At 60.0% G+C, this 21,673-nt stretch carries 24 protein-coding genes and 1 tRNA gene; 13 read left to right on the top strand and 12 right to left on the bottom strand.

The window, feature by feature from the left end:
* Positions 1–92: 92 nt before the first annotated feature.
* Together VFN25_RS00970 and VFN25_RS00965 are read right to left on the bottom strand one after the other, a co-directional pair.
* The gene (locus VFN25_RS00970) at positions 93–245 is read right to left on the bottom strand and encodes a hypothetical protein (protein WP_325137852.1); all 153 of its coding nucleotides are present in this window, start codon (positions 243–245) and stop codon (positions 93–95) included.
* 590 nt (positions 246–835) lie between these two features.
* Entirely contained in the window at positions 836–2,368 is a 1,533-nt protein-coding gene (locus VFN25_RS00965; RefSeq protein ID WP_325137850.1) for an aldehyde dehydrogenase family protein, read from the bottom strand.
* Positions 2,369–2,796: 428 nt separating this feature from the next.
* On the opposite strand from VFN25_RS00965, the gene VFN25_RS00960 reads away from it, so the two are divergent.
* The 4 genes from VFN25_RS00960 to VFN25_RS00945 all read left to right on the top strand — a co-directional run bounded on the left by VFN25_RS00960 (position 2,797) and on the right by VFN25_RS00945 (position 4,938).
* Positions 2,797–3,405 carry a uracil-DNA glycosylase family protein gene (locus tag VFN25_RS00960; RefSeq protein ID WP_325137848.1) on the top strand — a complete coding sequence of 203 codons (609 nt, stop codon included), beginning with the start codon at positions 2,797–2,799 and terminating at the stop codon, positions 3,403–3,405.
* On the top strand, positions 3,402–3,794 hold the full coding sequence (locus VFN25_RS00955; protein WP_325137846.1) for a DUF488 domain-containing protein: 393 nt from the start codon (positions 3,402–3,404) through the stop codon (positions 3,792–3,794). Before VFN25_RS00960 ends, VFN25_RS00955 begins: the two co-directional genes overlap by 4 nt.
* Before the next feature lie 80 nt (positions 3,795–3,874).
* On the top strand, positions 3,875–4,165 hold the full coding sequence (locus VFN25_RS00950; protein ID WP_325137844.1) for a biotin--protein ligase: 291 nt from the start codon (positions 3,875–3,877) through the stop codon (positions 4,163–4,165).
* A complete protein-coding gene (locus VFN25_RS00945) occupies positions 4,162–4,938 on the top strand; it encodes a biotin/lipoate A/B protein ligase family protein (protein WP_325137842.1) in 777 nt (258 codons plus the stop codon). The genes VFN25_RS00950 and VFN25_RS00945 overlap by 4 nt, the downstream gene beginning before the upstream one ends.
* A gap of 39 nt (positions 4,939–4,977) precedes the next feature.
* Here the strand turns inward: VFN25_RS00945 and VFN25_RS00940 are convergent, their stop codons facing one another.
* The 4 genes from VFN25_RS00940 to rarD all read right to left on the bottom strand — a co-directional run bounded on the left by VFN25_RS00940 (position 4,978) and on the right by rarD (position 11,577).
* Positions 4,978–6,066 (bottom strand): endonuclease/exonuclease/phosphatase family protein, encoded by a 1,089-nt coding sequence (locus VFN25_RS00940; protein WP_325137840.1) that lies wholly within the window; start codon positions 6,064–6,066, stop codon positions 4,978–4,980.
* A gap of 216 nt (positions 6,067–6,282) precedes the next feature.
* A complete protein-coding gene (locus VFN25_RS00935) occupies positions 6,283–8,457 on the bottom strand; it encodes a hypothetical protein (protein ID WP_325137838.1) in 2,175 nt (724 codons plus the stop codon).
* A gap of 499 nt (positions 8,458–8,956) precedes the next feature.
* Positions 8,957–10,315: an NADP-specific glutamate dehydrogenase gene (gene gdhA / locus VFN25_RS00930; RefSeq protein WP_325137836.1), complete on the bottom strand. Its 1,359-nt coding sequence runs from the start codon at positions 10,313–10,315 to the stop codon at positions 8,957–8,959.
* A gap of 311 nt (positions 10,316–10,626) precedes the next feature.
* A complete protein-coding gene (rarD, locus tag VFN25_RS00925) occupies positions 10,627–11,577 on the bottom strand; it encodes an EamA family transporter RarD (RefSeq protein WP_325137834.1) in 951 nt (316 codons plus the stop codon).
* Between the two features lie 304 nt (positions 11,578–11,881).
* Here rarD and deoC point away from each other — a divergent pair, with 304 nt between their 5' ends.
* The 3 genes from deoC to deoD are packed head-to-tail and all read left to right on the top strand — an operon-like array spanning position 11,882 to position 13,553.
* Positions 11,882–12,658 carry a deoxyribose-phosphate aldolase gene (gene deoC / locus VFN25_RS00920; RefSeq protein ID WP_325137832.1) on the top strand — a complete coding sequence of 259 codons (777 nt, stop codon included), beginning with the start codon at positions 11,882–11,884 and terminating at the stop codon, positions 12,656–12,658.
* On the top strand, positions 12,655–12,813 hold the full coding sequence (locus tag VFN25_RS00915; RefSeq protein WP_325137830.1) for a hypothetical protein: 159 nt from the start codon (positions 12,655–12,657) through the stop codon (positions 12,811–12,813). The genes deoC and VFN25_RS00915 overlap by 4 nt, the downstream gene beginning before the upstream one ends.
* A complete protein-coding gene (gene deoD, locus VFN25_RS00910) occupies positions 12,810–13,553 on the top strand; it encodes a purine-nucleoside phosphorylase (protein WP_325137828.1) in 744 nt (247 codons plus the stop codon). The genes VFN25_RS00915 and deoD overlap by 4 nt, the downstream gene beginning before the upstream one ends.
* On the opposite strand, the gene VFN25_RS00905 is transcribed toward deoD, so the two are convergent.
* Complete coding sequence (locus VFN25_RS00905) at positions 13,526–13,942, bottom strand: cytidine deaminase (RefSeq protein ID WP_325137877.1); 417 nt, start codon at positions 13,940–13,942, stop codon at positions 13,526–13,528. The genes deoD and VFN25_RS00905 overlap by 28 nt on opposite strands.
* Positions 13,943–14,106: 164 nt before the next feature.
* Here VFN25_RS00905 and VFN25_RS00900 point away from each other — a divergent pair, with 164 nt between their 5' ends.
* The 6 genes from VFN25_RS00900 to VFN25_RS00875 all read left to right on the top strand — a co-directional run bounded on the left by VFN25_RS00900 (position 14,107) and on the right by VFN25_RS00875 (position 18,645).
* Positions 14,107–14,544 (top strand): OsmC family protein, encoded by a 438-nt coding sequence (locus VFN25_RS00900; RefSeq protein ID WP_325137826.1) that lies wholly within the window; start codon positions 14,107–14,109, stop codon positions 14,542–14,544.
* A gap of 79 nt (positions 14,545–14,623) precedes the next feature.
* Positions 14,624–15,616, top strand: coding sequence for a cysteine synthase family protein (locus VFN25_RS00895; protein ID WP_325137824.1), 993 nt, complete (start codon positions 14,624–14,626; stop codon positions 15,614–15,616).
* A gap of 61 nt (positions 15,617–15,677) precedes the next feature.
* Positions 15,678–16,295 (top strand): hypothetical protein, encoded by a 618-nt coding sequence (locus tag VFN25_RS00890; RefSeq protein WP_325137822.1) that lies wholly within the window; start codon positions 15,678–15,680, stop codon positions 16,293–16,295.
* A gap of 198 nt (positions 16,296–16,493) precedes the next feature.
* A complete protein-coding gene (locus VFN25_RS00885; protein WP_325137820.1) occupies positions 16,494–16,970 on the top strand; it encodes an iron-sulfur cluster assembly scaffold protein in 477 nt (158 codons plus the stop codon).
* A 26-nt stretch (positions 16,971–16,996) separates the two neighbouring features.
* Positions 16,997–18,190 carry an FAD/NAD(P)-binding oxidoreductase gene (locus VFN25_RS00880; RefSeq protein WP_325137818.1) on the top strand — a complete coding sequence of 398 codons (1,194 nt, stop codon included), beginning with the start codon at positions 16,997–16,999 and terminating at the stop codon, positions 18,188–18,190.
* Positions 18,191–18,204: 14 nt separating this feature from the next.
* Positions 18,205–18,645, top strand: a complete 441-nt coding sequence (locus VFN25_RS00875) for a hypothetical protein (RefSeq protein WP_325137816.1) — start codon at positions 18,205–18,207, stop codon at positions 18,643–18,645.
* Positions 18,646–18,787: 142 nt separating this feature from the next.
* Here the strand turns inward: VFN25_RS00875 and pdxK are convergent, their stop codons facing one another.
* The 5 genes from pdxK to VFN25_RS00850 form a co-directional block, all read right to left on the bottom strand.
* Positions 18,788–19,654, bottom strand: a complete 867-nt coding sequence (pdxK, locus tag VFN25_RS00870; protein ID WP_325137814.1) for a pyridoxine/pyridoxal/pyridoxamine kinase — start codon at positions 19,652–19,654, stop codon at positions 18,788–18,790.
* Between the two features lie 18 nt (positions 19,655–19,672).
* A tRNA-Arg gene (locus VFN25_RS00865) sits at positions 19,673–19,749 on the bottom strand.
* 157 nt (positions 19,750–19,906) lie between these two features.
* Positions 19,907–20,350: an azurin gene (gene azu, locus VFN25_RS00860; RefSeq protein ID WP_325137812.1), complete on the bottom strand. Its 444-nt coding sequence runs from the start codon at positions 20,348–20,350 to the stop codon at positions 19,907–19,909.
* Between the two features lie 115 nt (positions 20,351–20,465).
* On the bottom strand, positions 20,466–21,437 hold the full coding sequence (locus VFN25_RS00855; RefSeq protein WP_325137810.1) for a DUF3187 family protein: 972 nt from the start codon (positions 21,435–21,437) through the stop codon (positions 20,466–20,468).
* A gap of 65 nt (positions 21,438–21,502) precedes the next feature.
* Positions 21,503–21,673, bottom strand: a 171-nt coding sequence (locus tag VFN25_RS00850) for a carboxyl transferase domain-containing protein (protein ID WP_325137875.1), incomplete at its 5' end; no start/stop codon positions are given.

Genomic DNA, 21,673 nt, shown 5'->3' with positions numbered 1-21,673 from the left:
CCGTTCGTTCGAAACGCAAAAGATCCGGCGTGCCCGCAACGAGGCAGCCAGCGCTGCCTCGGTCAACAAGTCTCTGCGTCGTGCAGCAGGTTCTACTTCACTGCAGGCGGTGCGGGTGGCAGATGCAGCGTAAACGCAGGCAGCGGAGCTTCGACACCCGGAGGCAAGGCCGTCGGCGCGGGCACGCCGGCTTTGCCGAGTGAGCGCGTAAATGCCCAGACCGCCTCAAGGTCATCATCGCTCATTCTGTTCAGCGCCCAGTACGGCATCGGCGGGCGCAGCACGACACTGCGGGCAAACGATTTCCACGCGGGCAGATCCATTTCGGCCAGGCGCAGGCGCAGGTTGCTCGGATAGGTGGTGCCCCATGGGCCCGAATAGCCGAGCGTATCGCCCTTGAGCCACTCGGACTCGACAATCTTGCCACCGCTGCCAGCGTAACCGGCGGTGTGGCAATCGTTGCATCCACTGATTTGAACGACATAGCGGCCGCGCTCGATTTAAGCGGCATGATCGGCGTCCCTGGCCGAGGCGAGGGATGAGGCGGCAGCGAGGAAAAAAGCGATCGACAATACATTGCGCATGATCTTCTCCGCAGACTGTTGCAGAAGGACTCGACAAGGCGCGCCGCGGCGAGCAGGCAGGGTATTATCGTGGGCTGGCCTGGCCTGGGGCGAATTATAGGCGTGCCGAATCCGGCGCAAATGACCCGCAAGTCATGCCCCTCGCAGCGACCCGCAGCCTCCCTGTCTGCTTGCGCAGGCGCAATCACGGGCAGAAAAAAGCCGGCCGCCAAGGCGACCGGTTTCGTTGCAACGCCGATACCCGAGCTGGATCAGAACTCGAACTTGATACCCTGGGCCAGCGGCAGTTCGTCGGAGTAGTTGATCGTGTTGGTCTGGCGGCGCATGTAGACCTTCCACGCATCCGATCCGGATTCGCGACCACCACCGGTTTCCTTCTCGCCACCAAATGCACCGCCGATCTCCGCACCCGAGGTGCCGATATTGACGTTGGCGATGCCGCAGTCCGAGCCGACCGAGGACAGGAAGCGCTCGGCGTGCTTGACGTTCTGCGTGAAGATCGCCGACGACAGGCCTTGTGGCACGTCGTTGTGCATGGCGAACGCCTCGTCGAGTGTCTTGAACTTCATCACATAGAGGATCGGTGCGAAGGTCTCGGTCTGCACGACTTCGTCGCTGTTCTTGAGACCGGTAATGACGGTCGGCAGGACGAAATTGCCCTTGCCTTCCTTCTTCGCTCCGCCGGTCGCCACGGTACCGCCAGTGGCCTTGGCCTTTTCAATGGCGGCGAGGAAGTTCTCGACCGCATCCGGACTGTTGAGCGGACCCATCAGGGTCTTGGCATCAGTCGGGTCACCGATCTTGCCTTCGACCTGCTTGTACGCCTTGACTACGGAGGCAACCACTTCGTCATGAATCGACTCGTGCACGAACAGGCGACGCGTCGAGGTGCAGCGCTGGCCGGCGGTGCCGACTGCGCCGAACACGATGGCCGGCAAAGCCAGCTTCAGATCCGCCGTGTCGTCGACGATCATGGCGTTGTTGCCACCGAGTTCAAGCAGGCTGCGGCCCATGCGTTTGGCAACGCGCTCGCCAACCGTGCGACCGACCTTGGTCGAGCCGGTAAAGCTGATCAGCGCGACGCGACGGTCATCGACGAACGCCTTGGCCAGATCGGTACCGGCATCGTTGAACAGGAAGAACAGATCCGGGTAACCGGCATCCTTCAAGGCCTCGTTGCAGATCTTCATGGTCGCGATCGAGGTCAGCGACGCCTTGGGCGATGGCTTCCAGATGCAGATGTCGCCACAAGCCGCGGCGAGCATGGCATTCCACGCCCACACCGCAACCGGGAAATTGAAGGCACTGATGATGCCGACCACGCCAAGCGGATGCCACTGCTCATACATGCGGTGGCCCGGACGCTCGGAATGCATGGTGTAGCCGTAAAGCATGCGCGACTGACCGACCGCGAAATCAGCGATGTCGATCATCTCCTGCACTTCGCCGTCACCCTCGGGCTTGATCTTGCCCATCTCCAGCGAGACCAGCGATCCCAGCGCATCCTTGTGCTTGCGCAGTGCTTCGCCACACAGGCGCACCGCTTCGCCGCGCAACGGCGCGGGTGTCGTGCGCCAGATTTCGAATGCCGCCTGGGCGCGCTTCAGGATCAGGTCGTAGTCAGCCTTGCTCGATGCCTGGACTTCGGCGATCACCTCATTGGTTGCCGGGTTGATCGACTGGATTACGCCAGCATCGCTGGTCTTCGACCATTCACCCTGGCCGAGGTAGGTGCCGGAATTGGACTTGGACAAGCCGAGAGCGTTGAGAATGTCAGTGGACATGGAATCTCCAGTTTGGGGTTGAATAATGGTCGCGCCGTGACGTCGCGCAAAGATTGGGTTCAATCGTGCATTCGCAAGCGCTGCAACCGCGATCAGTTGCCTGTGCGGCGTGCCGAAAAAGAGAATTCCAGAGTGAAATTCGATTCGGCGAGTCCGGAAAATTGCGTCGATGCAGCCGGACAGGATAGCTGAAACTGGTTCCGACTGAAACCATCGAGCTTGCCGGACGGTTCAATTCCGGCTTCGATGAGGCAGATGTGCGCGTGTCCTGTCGAAGGTTCGCAGCAATCGGTCCGATACCTGGTCGATCCTGCCCGACGCAAGTCGCAATGCGACAAGGATTTCAGGAAATATCCTGCAGCCACTGTAAATAATGGAGTCGCGGCCCCATTCTTGTACATGGCACGCCCACCGTGCAGCCAGTCATCATGAGCACCGAAGACCTCGACACCCTACTCAAAGCGGTCCGCGCTTGCCGCGTCTGTGCCGCCCATCTTGCGCATGGGCCACGTCCGATTGTGCAAGCCGGTGCAAACGCCCGCTTGCTGATCGTCGGCCAAGCTCCTGGTGCGCGCGTCCATGCCAGCGGCATTCCATGGGATGACCCTAGCGGTGAACGCCTGCGCGACTGGATCGGCGTCGACAAACCGACCTTCTACGATCCGCAGCAGATCGCGATCATTCCGATGGGCTACTGCTATCCGGGCAAGGCTGCCAGCGGCGATCTGCCACCACGCAAGGAGTGCGCCGAAATCTGGCTTGATCGGCTGCTAGCCAGTCTGCCGGACATAGAGCTGACCCTGCTGATTGGCCAATACGCGCAACGCCACTTTCTCGGCAAGGCCGCAGCCGGCGGCGTCGGCAGGACCGTCGCTGCCCATGCGCAATTTGCGCCTGCGATGATCCCGCTGCCACATCCCTCGCCACGCAATGTCGCCTGGTTCCTGCGCAACCCATGGTTCGAAGGGGAGTTGCTGCCGAATCTGCGCCGTCAGGTGCGCAAGGTTCTGAGTAAAGACAACGAGGGTTCGACATGAGCAGCAAGACAAAACCAGCACCTGTCGAGATCCGCCTGCAACGCGCTTACGAAGAGCCCGGGGCGGACGATGGTTATCGCGTTCTCGTCGATCACTTCTGGCCGCGCGGGCGCAGCAGGGAATCACTCAAACTCGACGAATGGGCGAAAGATCTCGCCCCCGAGGCCGAACTGATCAAATGGTTCGGCCACAAGCCCGAGCGCTGGCTGGAGTTCCGGCAACGCTTTCGGGCACATCTGGATGAAGCGCAGCAGGTTGCGCGACTCAGGGAGTTGCTTGACGCGGCCACAGGCACGCGCATGACGCTGGTCTATGGAGCAAAAAGTGAAACCGAGAATCAGGCGGTCGTGATCCGCGAGGCGTTGCTGGAAATGGCAATGACTCGTTGATTCGGCTTTCTTCTCCCGGCCCTGTTCTGGACACTGCGCCGAACCAGTACACTACTGGCCTCGTCAGGGGATTTCGTCGCATGCACGGTGAATACAAGATTCCAGGCGGCAAGCTGGTCGTGGTCGATTGTTCCGAGGTCAACGGTCGCCTGGCCGAGGTTCGTGTCAGTGGCGATTTTTTTCTGGAGCCCGATTCGGCGCTGGATGTGATCGATGCGGCGTTGAACGGTCTGCCGATTGATTCATCGCAGGATGCACTGGCCAGCGCCATCGAGGCCGCCCTCGATGACGATGTCATGCTCTACGGGATCAGCGCGGAGGGCGTTGCGATTGCCGTTCGGCGTGCCGTTGACGCGGGCGCCGGACAATGACCCAGACCTTCTGGCACGACTACGACTGGCAGCTGATTCATGCGCCGGCACAGTCGCCAACCATGCATATGGCGCTGGACGACGTGCTCACCACCGAAGTGAGTGAAGGGCGCCGCAAGCCCACGCTGCGTGTATGGGAATGGGCGAGCTCGGCGGTGGTGATCGGGCGCTTCCAGTCGTTGCGCAATGAAGTTGATAGCACCGCCGCAGTTCGTCATGGCATCGAAGTGGTACGCCGGATCAGCGGTGGTGGGGCGATGTTTATCGAGCCCGGCAACACGATCACCTATTCGATCTACGCACCGATTTCGATGGTCGAAGGGATGTCGATTCCACAGGCATATCAGCTCATGGATACCTGGGTGATCGATGCGCTGGCGGTACTCGGCATTCGCGCCAGCTACCAGCCCCTCAACGACATCACCTCGCCCGATGGCAAGATCGCCGGTGCCGCACAAGCGCGTCGCGGCAAAGCCGTGCTTCATCATGTGACCATGGCCTACGACATCGACAGCAGCAAGATGCTCGATGTGCTGCGCATCGGTCGCGAGAAGCTTTCCGACAAGGGCACGATCAGTGCGGCCAAGCGTGTGGACCCGTTGCGCAGCCAGACCGGTCTGTCACGCGAGACCATCATCGAACGCATGATCGAGACGTTCCGTCTCAAGTACCGTTTGACGGAGGATCAACTGACGCCAGACGAGCTTGATCGCGCCCGGAAGTTGGCGGTCGACAAATTTGCCAGCGAGGCGTGGACGAACGTGTTGCCATAGGACTTCCTGCCCCCGGATCGCAGTCCGCGCAGGTTCTGATCAATCGTTGGCTGGCTCGGGCACGTCGCTCGCATCGACATCTTGTTGTGCCTGCTTGGCCTGCCCGCGTGCCCGATCATCGGCGTCCGTGTTCAGCCCATCCTGTTCCGACGCATGCTCAGGGCTGAATTGCAGAGCAGTGAGCAGTGGAAAATGATCCGATCCGATTGACGGCAAGCGGCACAGCTTCGTCAAGGTGAAGTGATTGCTGTGGAAAAGATGGTCCAGCGGCCATCGCATGAACCACCAATCGGCATGGAAGGTGTTGAACATGCCTCTGCCGACACGTGGGTCGAGCAGTCCGCTGAGTTTGCGAAACAGGCGCGTCGTTGAGGACCAGGCGACATCGTTCAGATCTCCACAAACGATGGTTGGCTTGTCGTTCTCGGCAACACGTTTGGCCACCATGACAAGTTCCGCATCGCGTTCGGAGGATTGATCATTGAATTGCGGATTGGGCGGCGAGGGATGCAGAAAGTGTGCGCTTACCGGCTGGCCGGAACGCAAAGTCACGCAGGCATGAATTGAAGGAATCCCTGTTTCGACGAGGTATTCGATCCGGCTGTCACTCAACGGCAATCGTGAGTAGACATGCATGCCATAGAGATTTTCCAGCGGACATTTGATCGCATGCGGAAAGTCGGACCCAAGCTGATCGAGCTGCTCTTGCCACCACGCGTTGGATTCGAGCGTCACCAGGATATCCGGTGAGTTCGCTCGAACCAGATCAATCAGCTTTTTCGACTCACGATTGGGGCCGAGCACGTTTGAGGTAAGCACGACGAGCGCATTGTCCGGATCGGCACTGGCCGGCGCGTCTTTCACCTCGATCGACACCAGCGGCGTGAATGGCACGATCCACCACGCCTGCCATGCAACGCAGAGACCAGCCACTGCAAGCAGAAACCAGGTGGCGATCGAGTCGAGGTCGAGCGTGATGAATTCAATCAGCAGCAGCAACGCTCCCGCGGCTGCCAACTGCAGACGTGGAAAATCCAGCGCGCGCTCCCACCAGACTTCGGAACGCGAGATTGGCAATGCCGTCATCGCGGCAAGCAACAGTGTTGCGATTAGGCAGGCTATGAACATGTGCGGATTGGCGGCAAGAGATTGAGTGGGGACTCAATGACTTGCAACGGAGAAAGTCCCGTCTGCGCCACGACCCATGCTCCGGTTGGAATCCTCTGCATGACGTACTCCTTGGTTCGGTTGAGCGCTGAGCCCCGATCCCCGATCCCCGATCCCCGATCCCGGTCCATGAAGTCTTGCACAACCAACCTGTATGCAATCGCATCACTCTTCGATTCACTCAAAGCCGCCAGCAAAAATTGAATCGTCAATGCTGAAGAGAGTGACGACATTTGCATTCGGCCGCCCAACAACAAGTCGCGCACGAGTGGCGTCGTAAGCGATTTCTGTACCGAAGGTCGCGTTTCCAATATCGGCGAACAAGGTATTCCAGGCTTGCACCGTTCCGCTCGTACCGTGGTGGCCATTGCTGAGAGTCAAGCTGTTGATTGAGTAGCTCCCCTGGCCATTCGCTGCTCCGGCGGCGTAGTTCCCGTCGTCCAAAGACGTGAGCTGCAAGCCCATGAAGTTGCGGTCGTAGGTGCCAACCAAGGAGTTGGAGCGGGAGACATCACCAGTTAGACCGTGAGTGCCATCCGCCCAAGTCGTAGCACCTGCGCCGACCAGGTTGCCATCGTTCCATCGCGAGCTCGCGATGACATAGTTACCGTTGCCGAGCACCTCGATGCTTCCGTCGCCGACGGAATCATTGGCTGTCGTGCCGACCAATGAGTTCGCCGGTGACACGGTTCCCGAGAGCATGCTCACGCCATCGGCCCAGGTGACTGCACCGGCTTTGGGGATACCGGCATTGCTCCACTCGGGACTGGCGGCGACGAAGGCTCCGTTCGACAGAGCGGTGATGCCGCGGCCGCCGACGCGATCGTTGGTCCGGCTTCCGATCATGGAATTGTTCGAGCTGATCTGGCCGATCGTCGGTCCGTTGCCATCGGCTAAGGTGATGGCCCCGACATCGTTCAGCGGTCCATTGGACCATGAAGGACTCGCAACAACATAATTGCCATTTGCGAGCGCGGTGACTCCGGCAAAGCCGACCACATCATTTTCTGACGATCCGGTCAGCGAATTTGCCGCAGATATCGAACCGGCCAGGCCGGTTGTGCCATCGGCCCATGTGACCGCACCCACACGTGGGATATTGGGGCTGCTCCACGACCAGCTGCCGACAACATAGTGTCCGTTGGCAAGGGCGGTCGTCAGCCCGCTTGCATAGTCACCCACGGTTGATCCGACCAATGAGTTGGCTGGCGAGACTACGCCCGCAATCAGAGTTCTGCTTCCGTCGATCCAGGTCGCCGCACCGCGGCCAGCGTTCCAGTGCCAGCTGCGGACAACGTAATTTCCGTTGGCGAGGACGATCGTTCCGAGTACGCCTACCCGATCGGAGCTGTGTGTACCGATCAACGAATTGGCGGATGAAACCACGGCCGATGTCGGCTGGCTTCCGTCGGCCCACGTCACCGCACCGACATCGGTCATCGTGCCGTTGTCCCAGCATGGGCTTGTGACGAGATAGTTGCTGTTGTCCAATACCGTGATCTGGCTGATTGCGCCGGTGTCGCTGGAACAATCAGTCGTTTCCAGCAATGAATTCTCAAGTGAAACCGGCCCGATTGTGCCGCCTTCGCCATTACCCCAGGTGACCGCACCCTGGTTGTCCAAACTCGCCTGATGCCAGCGCCAACTGGTGACCACGTAGTTGCCATTCGGCAACACGGCAAGATTGCCGAAGAAGTCCTGGTTTTGGCCAACGCGATCATTGGCTTCGGTTCCAATCAGCGAATTGGTGGATGAAATTGCACCGACCGTACCGCCGTTGCCATTGCCCCAAGTCACCGCGCCGGCACTGACTGCTCCGCCATTTGACCAATTGCTACTGACGACAACGTAGTGGCCATTGGTCAGGGCGACAACGTCCCTGTATCCACCGACATAATCGTTCGTCGTTGTACCGACCAGCGAGTTTCCGGATGACACCACACCGCTGAGACCGCTGTCGGCATCCATCCAGGTGACGGCTCCGGCGTGATTTGCACCAGCGTTGTTCCAGTCGGGGGTCGATACGACAAAATTGCCGTTGGCAAGGACCACGATCCGGCCCTGGCCGACATGGTCATTGTCACTGCTACCGGTCAACGTGCTGATCAGTGAGCCAGAGGGATCATAAAGATGAACCGCTCCGACACGATTGGCCTCGGTTGTCGAGAACCATGGGTCTGCGACGACAATATTGCCGTTTGGAAGCACGGCAACCCTGCTGCCGAACAGACCGCTACCTGGTGGTCCCTGGATATCAATCTGTCCGGCACGCACGAAGTGCGGAATCGCGATCAGGATCGCGGCGAATACCGATCCGGCGGCAAGAATCATCCTTCGAATGAAAGGCTTCATGGGCATCCTGCCGTTCCCTTGTTTCACGGTGACGCATCGAGTATCAAGCAAGCAGGTGCCAGAAACTAGGGCCTGTTCGCACTATTCCGGCGATGGCGCCGGAGGCCGGAAAGTCGCAGCGCAAGGACAGAGGAGCGTGGTTTGGTCATTCCAAATGAGCGACGACTGACGTGGCGATGGGGCTTTCTGGCCCCGTCCCGGAGGGTTTTGCGCCCAGATGCCCCATGCGTCGGCGACCTCCTTGCCCTTGGAACCACCAAGGCCCCCGCCTTGCCTGGAGCATCTGGGCGCGCAACGCCATTCGTCGTAACAGTGTGAACAGGCCCTAATCGATCGAATTTTTCTGCACCGACGATTCGATTGCATGGCGCGCTTCGCAAAGGCGATAAGCGCAGAGACCATGGGAGGGAGTTGGTCGGGACCGGACGGAAGTCGCGTAGCGGTTCCCGCCCTGTTCTCCGGGGTCGATGATAAAAAGCGTGTGTTGTACTGTTGTTTGCTAAACAACACCTTGCGCAATCATTGCATCGGCAACTTTGACAAACCCGGCGACGTTGGCACCCTTGACGTAATCGATGTAATTCTTGTCGCCGGCGACGCCGCCGTATCGCTGACAGCGATCGTGGATCTCCTGCATGATGTCGCGCAGGAGTCGTTGCAGCTCGGGTTCCTTCCAGGTGATTCGGGCCGAGTTCTGGCTCATTTCGAGGCCGGAGACGGCGACGCCGCCTGCATTGGCGGCTTTGCCGGGGGCGAACTTGATCCTCGCCTCGTGGAACAACCTCACGGCATCGAGAGTCGAGGGCATGTTTGCTCCTTCGGCCACTGCGATGATTCCATTCTTCAACATGATCTTTGCGTCTTCGCCACTGATCTCATTCTGTGTCGCGCAGGGGAATGCCAGTTCACCGGCGATTGCCCATGGTCGCTGACCGGCATGGAACTCCGCGCCGAACTCCTTGGCGTATTCCTCGATTCGCCCGCGACGCTTGTTCTTCAGCTCCTTGACGAAAGCGAGTTTTTCGGTGGTGATGCCGCTCTTGTCGTAAATGAATCCGGAGGAGTCACTCAGCGAAACGGGCTTGCCGCCGAGGGCCAGGACTTTTTCGACCGCGTGCTGGGCGACATTGCCCGAGCCCGAAATCACGCAGATGCGACCGTCGATTTGTTCGTTGACGCGCTTGAGCATGTCTTCCATGAAATACACCGCGCCATAGCCCGTCGCCTCAACCCGGATTGGGCTGCCGCCAAACTCCAGGCCCTTGCCGGTGAGCACGCCAACATAGCGATTGGTGATGCGCTTGTACTGGCCAAACATGTAGCCGATCTCGCGACCACCGACGCCGATGTCGCCGGCCGGAATATCTACGTCTTCACCGACATGGCGATACAGTTCAGTGATGAACGATTGGCAGAAACGCATGATCTCGGCATCGCTCTTGCCCTTCGGATCAAGGTTTGCTCCGCCCTTGGCGCCACCCATCGGCAGGCCGGTCAGGGCGTTCTTGAAGGTCTGTTCAAAGGCGAGGAATTTGAGGACGCTCTGGTTGACGCTTGGATGAAAGCGGATACCGCCCTTGTACGGGCCGATCGCATTGTTGTTCTGGATTCGGTAGCCCCTATTGACGCGGATATTGCCTTCGTCGTCTTGCCAGCAAACGCGGAAAGAGAGTGCGCGATCCGGTTCGGCCATGCGTTCGAGGATCTGGTGCTCGTTGTACTTGGGGTGGTCGTTGACGTATTCGAGAACGTTTTCGGCCACTTCCTTTACGGCCTGGATGAACTCCGGTTGTCCTGGATTGCGCTTGTCCAGGCCGTCAACAAATTCATCAAGCGTGGGTACTTTATCGCGTGCCATGTCTTTACTCCCCGGTTCTTCAACGCGCACCGGGTTTGGTGAACGCCGACAATGGTTGTTTCGCTGAACTCCTGATCAGAATGACGCAATGGAGCAGATTCAAGCCTCGGGTGATCCGGCAAAGTCGATCGAAAGAATTACCGATGGCTTGAAGGTTTTTGGTGGAATCAGGCTTCCCCGTCGATGCCGTCGCAATGCGACACCTCCGACCTGAGTCTGAACAACCATACTCCTGCTTTCCAAGAGTCGCCAAGACTGAATTGCAATTTTCTCGCTGTGAGCGAATGCCGATCTCATGCGGAAAATGGCGATCAGGGCCCTGCAGGCAGAATCACCGGACGACGTCTCGAACGAATGACGCCCTCGGTCGCGAAAATTGCCAGAGCGATCCAGATCAGGGCGAATCCGAACATTCGCTCACTACCAAAAGGTTCGCCAAAGATCAGTACGCCGCACAGGAGTTGCAGCGTTGGCGCGATATATTGCATCAAGCCAACCATCGAGAACGGTATCCGGCGCACGGCGTCTGCGTAGGCGATCAGGGGAATCGCGGTCAATGCGCCGCCAAGAATCAGCAACAGATCCGCGCCCAGTCCCCAGCCCCCTGAACTCGAGGCGGCGACGAATCCGCCACTGCCATTGATCTCGCTCCAAAGCAGAAATCCCAGTGCCGGCAGGACCAGGTACAAGCTTTCGACGCCAAGTCCGCGTACCGGCGGCACCGCGACGATCTTGCGAATGAGGCCGTAGGTTCCAAACGAAAATGCGAGAGTCAGCGCGATCCACGGAAAGCTGCCGTAGTTGAAGGTCAGCCACAGCACACCCGCGGTAGCGATCGCGATTGATACCCACTGCACGCGATTCAGACGTTCGCCAAGCAAGGCCACGCCGAGTACGACATTGAGCAGCGGATTGATGAAATAGCCGAGGCTGGTTTCGACGACATGGCCCGCGTTCACGGCCCAGATATACAGGCCCCAGTTGAACGCGATGAACATGCCGGAAAGTGCAAGCATCCAGATCGCGCGAGGTTGTCGCAGCGTTTCGCGCAACCAGCCGCGACCATAGCGCCAGAGCAACCAGCCGACGACCAGCAAGGTGCTCCAGACAATACGATGGGCGATGATCTGCAGCGATGGCACGGCCTTTAGCAGATGCCAATACAGTGGCATCAAGCCCCACAGGATGAACGCGGCGCTGGCCGCGACAAGTCCACGACGGTCGATCGGGGTGCTCAGGGTCGACTCTCCTTGGTGAGGCATTTGTGACGTTGCAAGGGTTTCGAGGCGGTAGCGTTGTCTAAATTGAGGGTCGCCGGTAGCGTCGGTCCCCGGTCGATTTTACGGCAGACGTTGATCGGCATCGACCCGACTGATGTGGGATGGCGCAGCGCCCGGGTTCATGCTCGGCTGCGGCCTGGATGGGCCATTTCAGCGTCATCTTGGCTCCTGGCGCCGCTCGTTCGAGGACCAGGCCGACCTGGTTTCCAGCCGGGACTTGTCTCAAGTCAAGGCGGGCCTGTTGTGCGCAGCCTAGATTGTGGGGCGGACTATCTGGAATGCCCGTATGACCATGGCAACCGAAATGGAACTGCACCCGGCATGCGATAGCCGACGCGCGCTCGCCTTGCGTCTGCTGCCACTGCTTGATCTGACCAGCCTTGGCGAAGACGACACGCCGGAAGCAATCGAAAGCCTGTGTGCTTCGGCGCGCAGCGGGTATGTCGTTCCGGCTGCGCTTTGCGTCTATCCGGAGCACGTCACTACCGCCCGGCGTGCGTTGCGGGGAAGTGGCGTGCGCATTGCTACCGTGGTCAATTTTCCGGACGGCGCCGCGGATCGCGAGCGTGTGCTGCGTGAAACCCGGCGCTCGCTCGCGGCCGGTGCCGAAGAGATCGACCTCGTTTTGCCGCGCAAGCTCGATACGCCTGCCGATCGGCTTGCCGCGCAGAGCCTGGTCGCGGCCTGTCGCGAAATCTGCGGATCCGAAATCATCCTCAAGCTGATCCTCGAAACCGGTCTGTTGCAGACTCCGCAACGGATTCGCGCGGCTTGTGTGATTGGACTCGCCGAGTCTGTGGACTTCCTCAAGACTTCAACCGGCAAGGTTGCCGTCAACGCGACCCTGGAGGCCAGCGCGATCATGCTCGAAGCTATCGCCGAACACGGCGGACGTTGCGGCATCAAGGTGGCCGGGGGAATTCGCACTCTCGAGCAGGGCGAATCCTATCTGGCTCAGGCGAATGCGAGGTTCGGTTCTTCGTGGGTTACGGCGACGCATTTTCGGATCGGTGCAAGCAGCCTGTTTGGCGAGCTTGTCGCGGCCATTTCCCCGGCATCGTGAAAGCCGAGAGCAGGGCGGCGCTGATCCGACGGAGGTGCGACGACTGGCGTGGCCGCTTTGCCGACATCAGCCAGCGCGTGGCCGGTCGTCCGCGCCTGCCGACACTCGCCGCCGATGACAACTTCCTGCATCGATCGATCGAGATCAGCCGATGAACACTCCGCATATCGCCGCCGAAATCGGCAGCATCGCAGCGACTGTATTGTTGCCTGGTGATCCATTGCGCGCGCGGCACATCGCCACGCAATTTTTCGACAACTGCATCGAGGTCAATACACGCCGCAACATGCTGGCCTTCACCGGTACCTATCGCGGCGAGCCGGTGACGGCCATGGGCAGCGGCATGGGCATTCCCTCATGTGCGATCTACGCCACCGAGCTGGCGCGCGTCTACGCGGTCAAGCGCATTGCTCGTATCGGTACTTGCGGCGGCATCGGTGATGTGGCGATGGGTGACCTGCTGCTGGCCCAGTCTGCCTCGACTGATTCGAATTTCAACCGCCTGCATTTCGGCGGTCACGATTTGTCTGCATGCGCCGATTTCGAATTGATGTGTGCAGTGCGCGCGCAGGCGCAGCGGAGCAACCGGTCTGTGCGAGTTGCGCATGTATTCAGTACCGACTGCTTCTACGCGGGTGACACTGACATCCTGCCGCTGTTGGCACGCCATCGAATTTGCGGGATCGAAATGGAATCGGCCGGACTCTACGCGGTCGCCATGCGCGAAAACATCCAGGCCCTCTCGCTACTGACCATGACCGATCACCTGGAGCGTGACGAGCACATGCCCGCTGACCAGCGCGAACGCGGTCTGGCTCAAGCGGCGGAACTCGTCCTCGACAGCCTGCTGAAAGCGGACACCGATGCTCAGGATTCGGGCAGGACGAAGGCGTAGGGCAGCAACTCCGCGCTCGTGGTGATGATCCATTCGCCGTTGGCGGAATAGAAACCGACTCGCGCCGTCGGGCCGGACTCGGCGATCAACTGGCGGCAGGCGCCACACGGTGAAACCGCTTGAATGCTGCCATCCGCAGTCTTTGCCACTACGGCGATTTCGACCAGACCGAAATCCGGCCCTTCGGCCAGAACCGCGGCAGCGATCGCGCCACGCTCGGCACAACTGCCGAGCGGCAAGGCACCGTTCTCGACGTTGCAGCCACGGTGGATCTGGCCGCTTGCCGAACGCAGTGCAGCGCCAACAAAGAGGTTGGAATAGGGCGCACGCGCCTGTCGGGATGCGCCTTCCGCCTGCTCGCGCAGATCACCCAGAGCCGTTTGATCCATCACTACACTGATTCCCGTTTGCCTGGTGGACAGGGATTCTAAGGCAATGCTGATCAAGTGGTGCAAGCTTGTCGGCACCGTTTCGGAGCTGCGCTTGATCTGGGTCAGCATGATCTGCTGACACCTTCGATACGCTGACCGGATCGACCCTCCGGAGCATGGCCATGCAAGCGTATCCACATATTTACCGGGTTGCAGGAAGCGCGGAACTCGAAGGCGCAGTGACACTGACTTCGGCGGGCCTCGACGCAATCGAAAGCTGGCCTCCGGCCGAGTTCGGTGGTCCCGGCGACGCCTGGTCGCCGGAAACCTTGCTGGTCGGTGCAATTGCTGATTGTTTCGTGCTCAGCTTTCGTGCGATTGCCCGCGCCAGTGGGCTGACGTGGACACGTGTCCAGTGCAGCGTGGATGCGAAGCTTGATCGCGTCGATGGCGTGACCCGCTTCACCGACTACATCCTGAACGCCGATCTGCACGTTCCCGCCGACACCGATATCGAAGCCGCGCAGAAGGCACTGCACAAGGCCAAGAGGAGTTGCCTGATCTCCAATTCGCTGTTGGCCGAGGGTGAGCTCATTGCGGTTGTGCACAATGAGGGCTGAGTGTCATTCGACGAAAGCCAAATAGCCGCTGGCTTTGGGCTAATCTGGACACATCGGCTTTCAATCAGGGAGTTTCCCCATGACACACAATGATTCAGCCCGTCTCGACGCTGCTTCGGTCACATCGAACCCGGTCCGCTACCGGGGCGTGTCGGCCAATATTCTCGATGCCATCGGCGACACGCCGTTGCTTGAGGTCGAAGGTATCTTCGTCAAGCTTGAGTTCCTCAATCCCTCAGGTTCGATCAAGGCACGCATTGCCCACTACATGATCGAGCGCGCCGAGCAACGCGGCTTGTTGCGACCGGGCGATACGATCGTCGAAGCGACCAGCGGCAACACCGGCAATGCGCTGGCCATGGTCGCCGCAGTCAAGGGCTACCGCATGCTGGTGGTCATGCCTGAAGGCCTGTCCAGCGAGCGCGTGGCAATTTCGCGCGCTTTCGGTGCCGAGGTCTTGTTTTGCGGCGATTTCCATGTTGATCAGGCCTTGCAGCGGGCACGCGAGATTGGCGAGCAGCCCGGTTACTTCTGTCCGAGTCAGTTCGATTCGGAATGCAATATCGAAGAGAACCGCATGGTCCTCGGCCCGGAAATTCTCGCTCAACTGCCACCCGGACGACTTCCCGATGCACTCGTTCTCGGTGTCGGTACAGGCGGCACGCTGATTGGCGTGGGTCAGGCGTTTCGCCAGGCGAATCCAAAGGTGCGTCTGTTTGCGATGGAGCCCAGCGAATCACAGACCATCCTCTGCGGTGAAATTGCCGGACATGCGATCGAGGGAATCTCCGATGGTTTCGTGCCTGGCATTTTCCAGCGCAACTCGGCGCTGGTTGACGAGATGACCAGCGTTTCCAGTGCCGCAGCAGTCACCGAGATGAAGCGTCTGGCACGGCAGTTTGGTCTGCTTTGCGGACCGAGTTCCGGTGCCCACCTGCTCGCCGCGCATCAAGTCCGCGAGCGCTATCCGGAGTTGCAGACGGTGGTCACTATTTTCTGCGACAAAGGCGAAAAGTATTTGTCTGATCATTTCAGCGGGCGCTCGGCTGATCCCGGCTTCGTCTTTGGCTGACGCCCCGGGATGGCTGCCGGAGACCATCGCGGATGCCTGCTTTTCCAATGGAGAACACGCAATGACTTTCCCCGATTTCTACGCGCAGGCACCGATCGTCCAGACCTTCGATCCATTGGCCAAGCTGCTTGGTGCGTCCGCTGACGGTTTTCTCGACTACTGTTACGCCGATGTCGTGCGCCTGGCCGGCCATTCCTGTCCGACCGTTGCGGGTGCCTTTCTGACCGGTCGTGCCGCGCTGCGGGCGTTGTATCCGGATGGACGAGCAGAGCGCGGCATGGTCGAAGTATCGATGCCGGCTCCGCCACATCACGGAACCACCGGCGTGGTTGCCCAGGTTTTGACCTTGCTGACGGGGGCCGCCGCCGAGAATGGATTTCAGGGGCTGGGTGGGCGCCACGCTCGCGATGGCCTGATGAGCTTTGCCGCAAGCCCGGAGTCCGATGCGATCGGCTTTCGTCGCCGCGACACCGGTGACAGCGTGACGGTGGAACTGAATACCGCGCCGGTCCCCGGCGACCCGCAGATGCGCCCGCTGATCATGGCCATCTTGCAGGATTCCGCCAGTGACGCGCAGAAGCAGGAGTTCGCCCGTATCTGGCAGGATCGTGTGCGGCGTTTGCTGCTCGACTTCGCCGATGATTTGCGTGTGCTCAAGCTGACCCGTTTGCCGGTCTGAACGCAAACTCTGGATTGTTCGATGGTATCCGGCTCTGGGATTCGGACATGAATCCTGCTGCGTGATAGAAACTGCAAAAGCGAGCAAGTCACATGTGCGCGCACGATGCGACAGTTGACCACAGGTGATTCTGCGCGGCCGGTTGGCCTTTGATGACGCCATCGGCTATGGTCAAGAGCGACCCTGCAGCGGGGCCTCATGATGAATCGAGACGTATCGGCTGATCTCGCTGCGCTTTATCCGATGCTCAAGCAGTACAGCTCGGAGGTGCGCAAGGATCGGCGTCTGTCAGTGCCGCCTGCGGACTCGGTAACGGTCCACAGCCCGGAGTGTGGAAGCCAGTTGACCCTTGATGCGCGAACGGAAGGCGCGCGGGTCTGCGAGATTGGCTATCGCGTGCGTGCCTGTTCGCTGGGTCAGGCCTCGACGGCCATCTTCGCCAGGCATGCATTGAATTTGGATCTGGCCACTCTGCGGCGCCTGGAGGAACAGGTGCAGGCCATTCTTGATGGCAGCGCGACTCACTGCGATTGGGAGGAAATGGAAATATTCACGCTGATCAAGGGTGTTCCCTCGCGCCATGGGTCGATTCTGCTGCCGTTCCAGGCAATGCGGAAACTCTTCAATCGGGCTGGCCAGACGCTTCCCGACGCAATGGAAAATCCGCTTCGATAACCGTCTACTACGGGAGTAAGAGAATAATGAACATCCAGGATATTGTCGTTGTCGGCGGAGGAATTGGCGGCACCATGACCGCCAACAACCTTGTCGCCAAGCTGCTACCGGAGATTCGTGCCGGCAAGGCACGCGTGAGTCTGATCTCCAACAGTCCGTGGCACTACTACAAGCCGGCCTTCATGTACGTGGCGTTCGGAATGTTCTACAAGAATGAACTGCGTCGGCGTTTGCACACGCTGTTGCGGCCGGAGGTGAAGCTGCTGCTGGACGAAGTGGAGGGATTTGATTTCAAGGACAGCCGTCTGCGCCTGGCTTCGGGCAAGGATCACCGTTACGACTATCTGGTCGTATCAACCGGCTGCATTCCCTCGCCCGAGCGCATCCCCGGGTTGAAGGAAGCCGGTGATCATTTCTATCAACACGATCCGGCCATGCAGCTTTACCACAAGCTGCGCACCATCGAGAAAGGCCGCATCTTCATCGGCGTGACCTTCCCGCAGACGCCCAACGTGCCCCATCAATGCGGCATCGCGCCGATGGAAACCACGCTGATGCTGGATGATTTCCTGCGCAAGCGCGGTGTGCGCGACCAGATCGAGATCGTCTATACCTATCCGACCGTCTCGCAACTGCTGCGCAACTGCCTGTTCCTGCAACGACCGGTTGGCGAAGTGCTGCCGACGGTGTTCGAGTCGAAGGGCATCAAGCACCAGCGCGGCTTCACCCTTTCGCGGGTCGATGCCGAGGCCAAGGTGGCTTATTCGGAGGAGGGCGAGTCCACTGAATTCGCCATCCTCATGCAGACTCCGCCGATCCGTGCGGTGGACGCGGTGCTCAACTCGGGCATCTCCCAGGCACCGAACAACGAGGGCTGGTTGCCGACTGACCGCGAGAGCCTGCAGCTGGAAGGATTCGCCAACGTGTTCGTGATGGGCGATACCGTCGATCTGCCGATCAGCAAGGCCGGCGGCAGTTGCCACAACCAGTCGCCGGTGATCTGCGACAACATCGCCGGATTGATGCGCGTGGGCAATACCGTGGCCGCGTACGACGGCAAGGTGCAGGCGATCGCGCAAATGGGTCTCGATGCCGGCATGCCGCTCTGGTACGACTACGATTCCGATGTGATACCGACACCGGCGACCAAGATTGGCGGCCTGATGCGCAAGGCATTCAATCGCGGCGTGTATTGGTCCGTAGCCCGCGGCGTGGTTTGAACAAGGAGAACAACATGACTACCGAAATAGCCAAGAACACGTCGTTCGATGCGCTGCTGCGCAACAACCCGCAGTTGAATGATCCGGCCACCGTGCAAGGCATCGACGATCTGATCGGCAAACTTGCGCCACTGCTGCAAGGCCAGCGCCTGCACAATCTTGTCGATCTGCTGTCGGCCGTGTCGGACGTTGTCGACATGGCCGATGACGCGATGATCCAGAAGCTGATGAAGGGTTACGAAAACGTGGTCACCGGTGCGTTCAACATCAGCAATCTAGTGAACTACGCCGCCGCCCAGGCGGGCGCGGAAGACGAGCCGCCCACGGTGTGGCAGTCGCTGCGGCGACTCAATCGCGATGCCGATGCACGTCGCGGCGTGGCGATGACGCTGGCCATGCTCAGTCAGCTTGGCCGACAGGCGCGCGAGGGAGCGGCCGTCCTGCCGGACGATTGAGGACAAGGTTATCCGGCCCGGTCGCACACGGTTGCGGCCGGCGCCGGGTGTCCCTGATCGACAGCGTGTCGAATTCCATTGAGCGCCTTGCTTCGACGCACACGATGCACGGACCTGGCGGTTGTCGGGAATTGGCGCCTTGTCAGCGGTCGGCGTGGGGCACTGCGGGGAACGCCAGGGCCAGCTCTTCCCATCCCAGTCGACGCGTACGGTCCAGGATCCCGACCACGTCATGGCTGGCCCGGTCGACCGCCTCGAACAAGGTCTTGCCGGCAAGTGTCCAGCCAGTCAGGTGAGCGCTGAACAGGTCACCGCCGCCCTTGACCGCGCAGGCGAAGCGCGGGTGGGTGAAGACTTTGTGCTGATCGCGGCTCACGGCGAGCACATGCATCTCGCTGGCACTCCAGATGCGCGGCGCGGCACTGGTCACCACGACCCACTCGGTGGCGCCGGTCAGCAGGCTGCGGGCTGCGCCGATGCATTCATCGAGGCTGGACAGCGTGCACTCGCTGAGTTGCTCAAGTTCAAAATGATTGGGAGTCAGCCCATGCGCATGCGGCAGCAGCCGGCGCCAGGCGGGGGTCATGCGCGGGTCGACGTAGATGCCATGGTCGAAATCGCCGATGACCGGATCGACCTGCACGCGCAACGCAGGCTGCACTACCAACGCACGCTCAAGCCAGCGGGTGATCAGTTCGATTTGTTCCGGGTTGCCGAGGTAGCCGATCTGAACGGATCTGGCCCGGGCCAGTGCGCCACGGGCAATGAGGTCATCGAGATAGCCGGCTAACCAGTCCGGCGGCAACGCTCCGCCGTGCATGCTCGGGTAGTGCGGCGTGTTGCTGAGGATGACGCTGGGCACCGCGGCCACGCGCAGTCCAAAACCCTGCAGGGTCGGCACGGCGACACTGTTGCCGACATGCCCGTAAACCACTTGCGACTGGATCGAGACAACGTCGATCGGCAAGCTGACGGTTGTGCCGTGATCTTTGGCAGATGGGATATTCATCGTCGGCGTCGGGGCATTTGGCGACCCCGAGAGGATTCGAACCTCTGACCTTCCCCTTAGGAGGGGGACGCTCTATCCAGCTGAGCTACGGGGCCGCAGCGATTGCATGCAGCCCCGAATTGTCCCACATGCATCCTTGAAATCCGAGCCGCTCGAAGTCTTTGATGGCATCAGGGCGGGCACGGACCGGTACGCAATCGCCAAGATCCGGGCAATGCCCGGATCAACAGGACGACTGTGTGTCGAAACGACTTACTTGAGTGTGAGCGTGCCCTTCATCAGCGACCAGTGGCCCGGGAACGAGCAGAAGTACGAGTACTTGCCGTCAGCTGCGAGCTTGTCCACGGCGAAGGTCACGGACGTGGTTTCACCGGCACCAATGACCTTGGTGTGCGCGATGACGCGGCTGTCGTCGGCTTTGACGTATTCCTTGTCGAGTCCTGCCGACATGCCATCTGTCGCGGCGCCCTGCATGTCGCTGGTTTTGGTCAGTACCCAGTTGTGGCCCATGACATTCTTGGCCAGCTTGCCGGAGTGGGTCAGGTTGACGGTGAATTCCTTGCAGGTTTTCGGAACTTCGATGTTGGTCTTGTCGAACTTCATGGCATCGTTGCCGTCAATTTCGACCGAACAGGCGGCAAATGCCGAAGAAGAAATCAGGAACAGGGAAGCGGCGGCGAAAAGATTGCGAAACATGACGAATCTCCTGAGGGTTTGAAAAACACGCGGATACTCCGTACAGGAGTCTCCACTTCACGCAGGAATATCCGGGCAGGCTTGGCCAAACCAACAAGGCAGAATGTCGCAGCGCTCAGTTCCTTGGCTGGATGCGCAAGTTGAAGCTGAGCACGACGTCGGTGGTATGCAGCGCGGGCAAATCTTCACCGAGGCTGGCCTGAAACTCTGCTCGCTCGCCGAATCGACGGCTGAATCCGATATTCAATTGATTGCTGGCGCTGCCGAGAAAGTCGGGCAGATCCCGGTATAGCGCGCCATGCGCATCCGACTGGACAAAGGCGCTCCATTTTTTGCCGAGTCGGTAGCGTAACAAGAGACTGGCGAATGGCACCTGACTGCGTGCCAGATTGTCGAGCAGCCGATTGTCATTCTGATAAAGCAGGCCGGCGCGGGCACCGAGCGTCAAGCGTTCGCCAAGCGCGAGCAACGTGAATGCCGAGATCGAAAAATCCGTGCTGCCACTGTCGCTCAAGCGCGACTGGCTGCCGGTCGGGAATTTGCCGCCCAGCGTGATGCCCGCCACACCTTGCTCCGCGAGCTGCCAGCTGCGGGTCAGATCGATGAGCAGGGGGCCGCTGCCCGACTGGCTGCTATCCAGCGCGTACAACACGGTGCCGTCATGGCGTACCTCGACGGTTGGTGCTTGCAGCCCCAGGTGACCCCGATCCCCGTTGTCGAAACCGAATATGCGATGGAAGCGCTCGATCGGGCCGTCAAGGAAGCCGCTGCTGATCTGAAGGTGACTGATCGAGCCGCGCAGGCTCCAGTGATCGTTGAATGCATAGGCGGCGCTGAACCGGGATTCGTGGGTTTCGGCATCAAACAACAAGGAGGAATTGCCCGAGAACTGTTCGAGCTCGGTATTGGCGATATTGAATGTAGCGTCGAATTGCCAGCGTTTCGCCGCAGGAATGCCGGGAGCGAGGGGCAGGCCGGTCGCTAGGGCAAACGGATTCTGGTCGCGAGTCTGCAGCCAGCCCGATGGGAGCTCGGCGGCGATAACTGTCTCGGCGCCGAAGGAAAGCAGCGCGACCGCGATAAGCAATTGTGATCGAGTCGAGAAAAGGTTTCTAAACAATTGAATACCCTGAAAATTCTTCAATACCTCGACTACATCCTGAAGACGCCGAAACGGCCCTGTTCAATCGGCGCATTGAGTGAGGCCGATATCGCCAGACCGAGAACGCGGCGAGTGTCGACCGGGTCGATGATGCCGTCATCCCAGAGCCGGGCACTGGCATAGTAGGGGTGACCCTGATGTTCGTATTGCTCGCGGATCGG

This window comes from Dokdonella sp. (assembly GCF_035703485.1).
In the GTDB taxonomy this organism is placed as follows: Bacteria; Pseudomonadota; Gammaproteobacteria; order Xanthomonadales; family Rhodanobacteraceae; genus Dokdonella.
The sequence above is the reverse complement of the archived record's forward strand: the minus strand, read 5'-3'. Positions and strand labels throughout refer to the sequence as shown.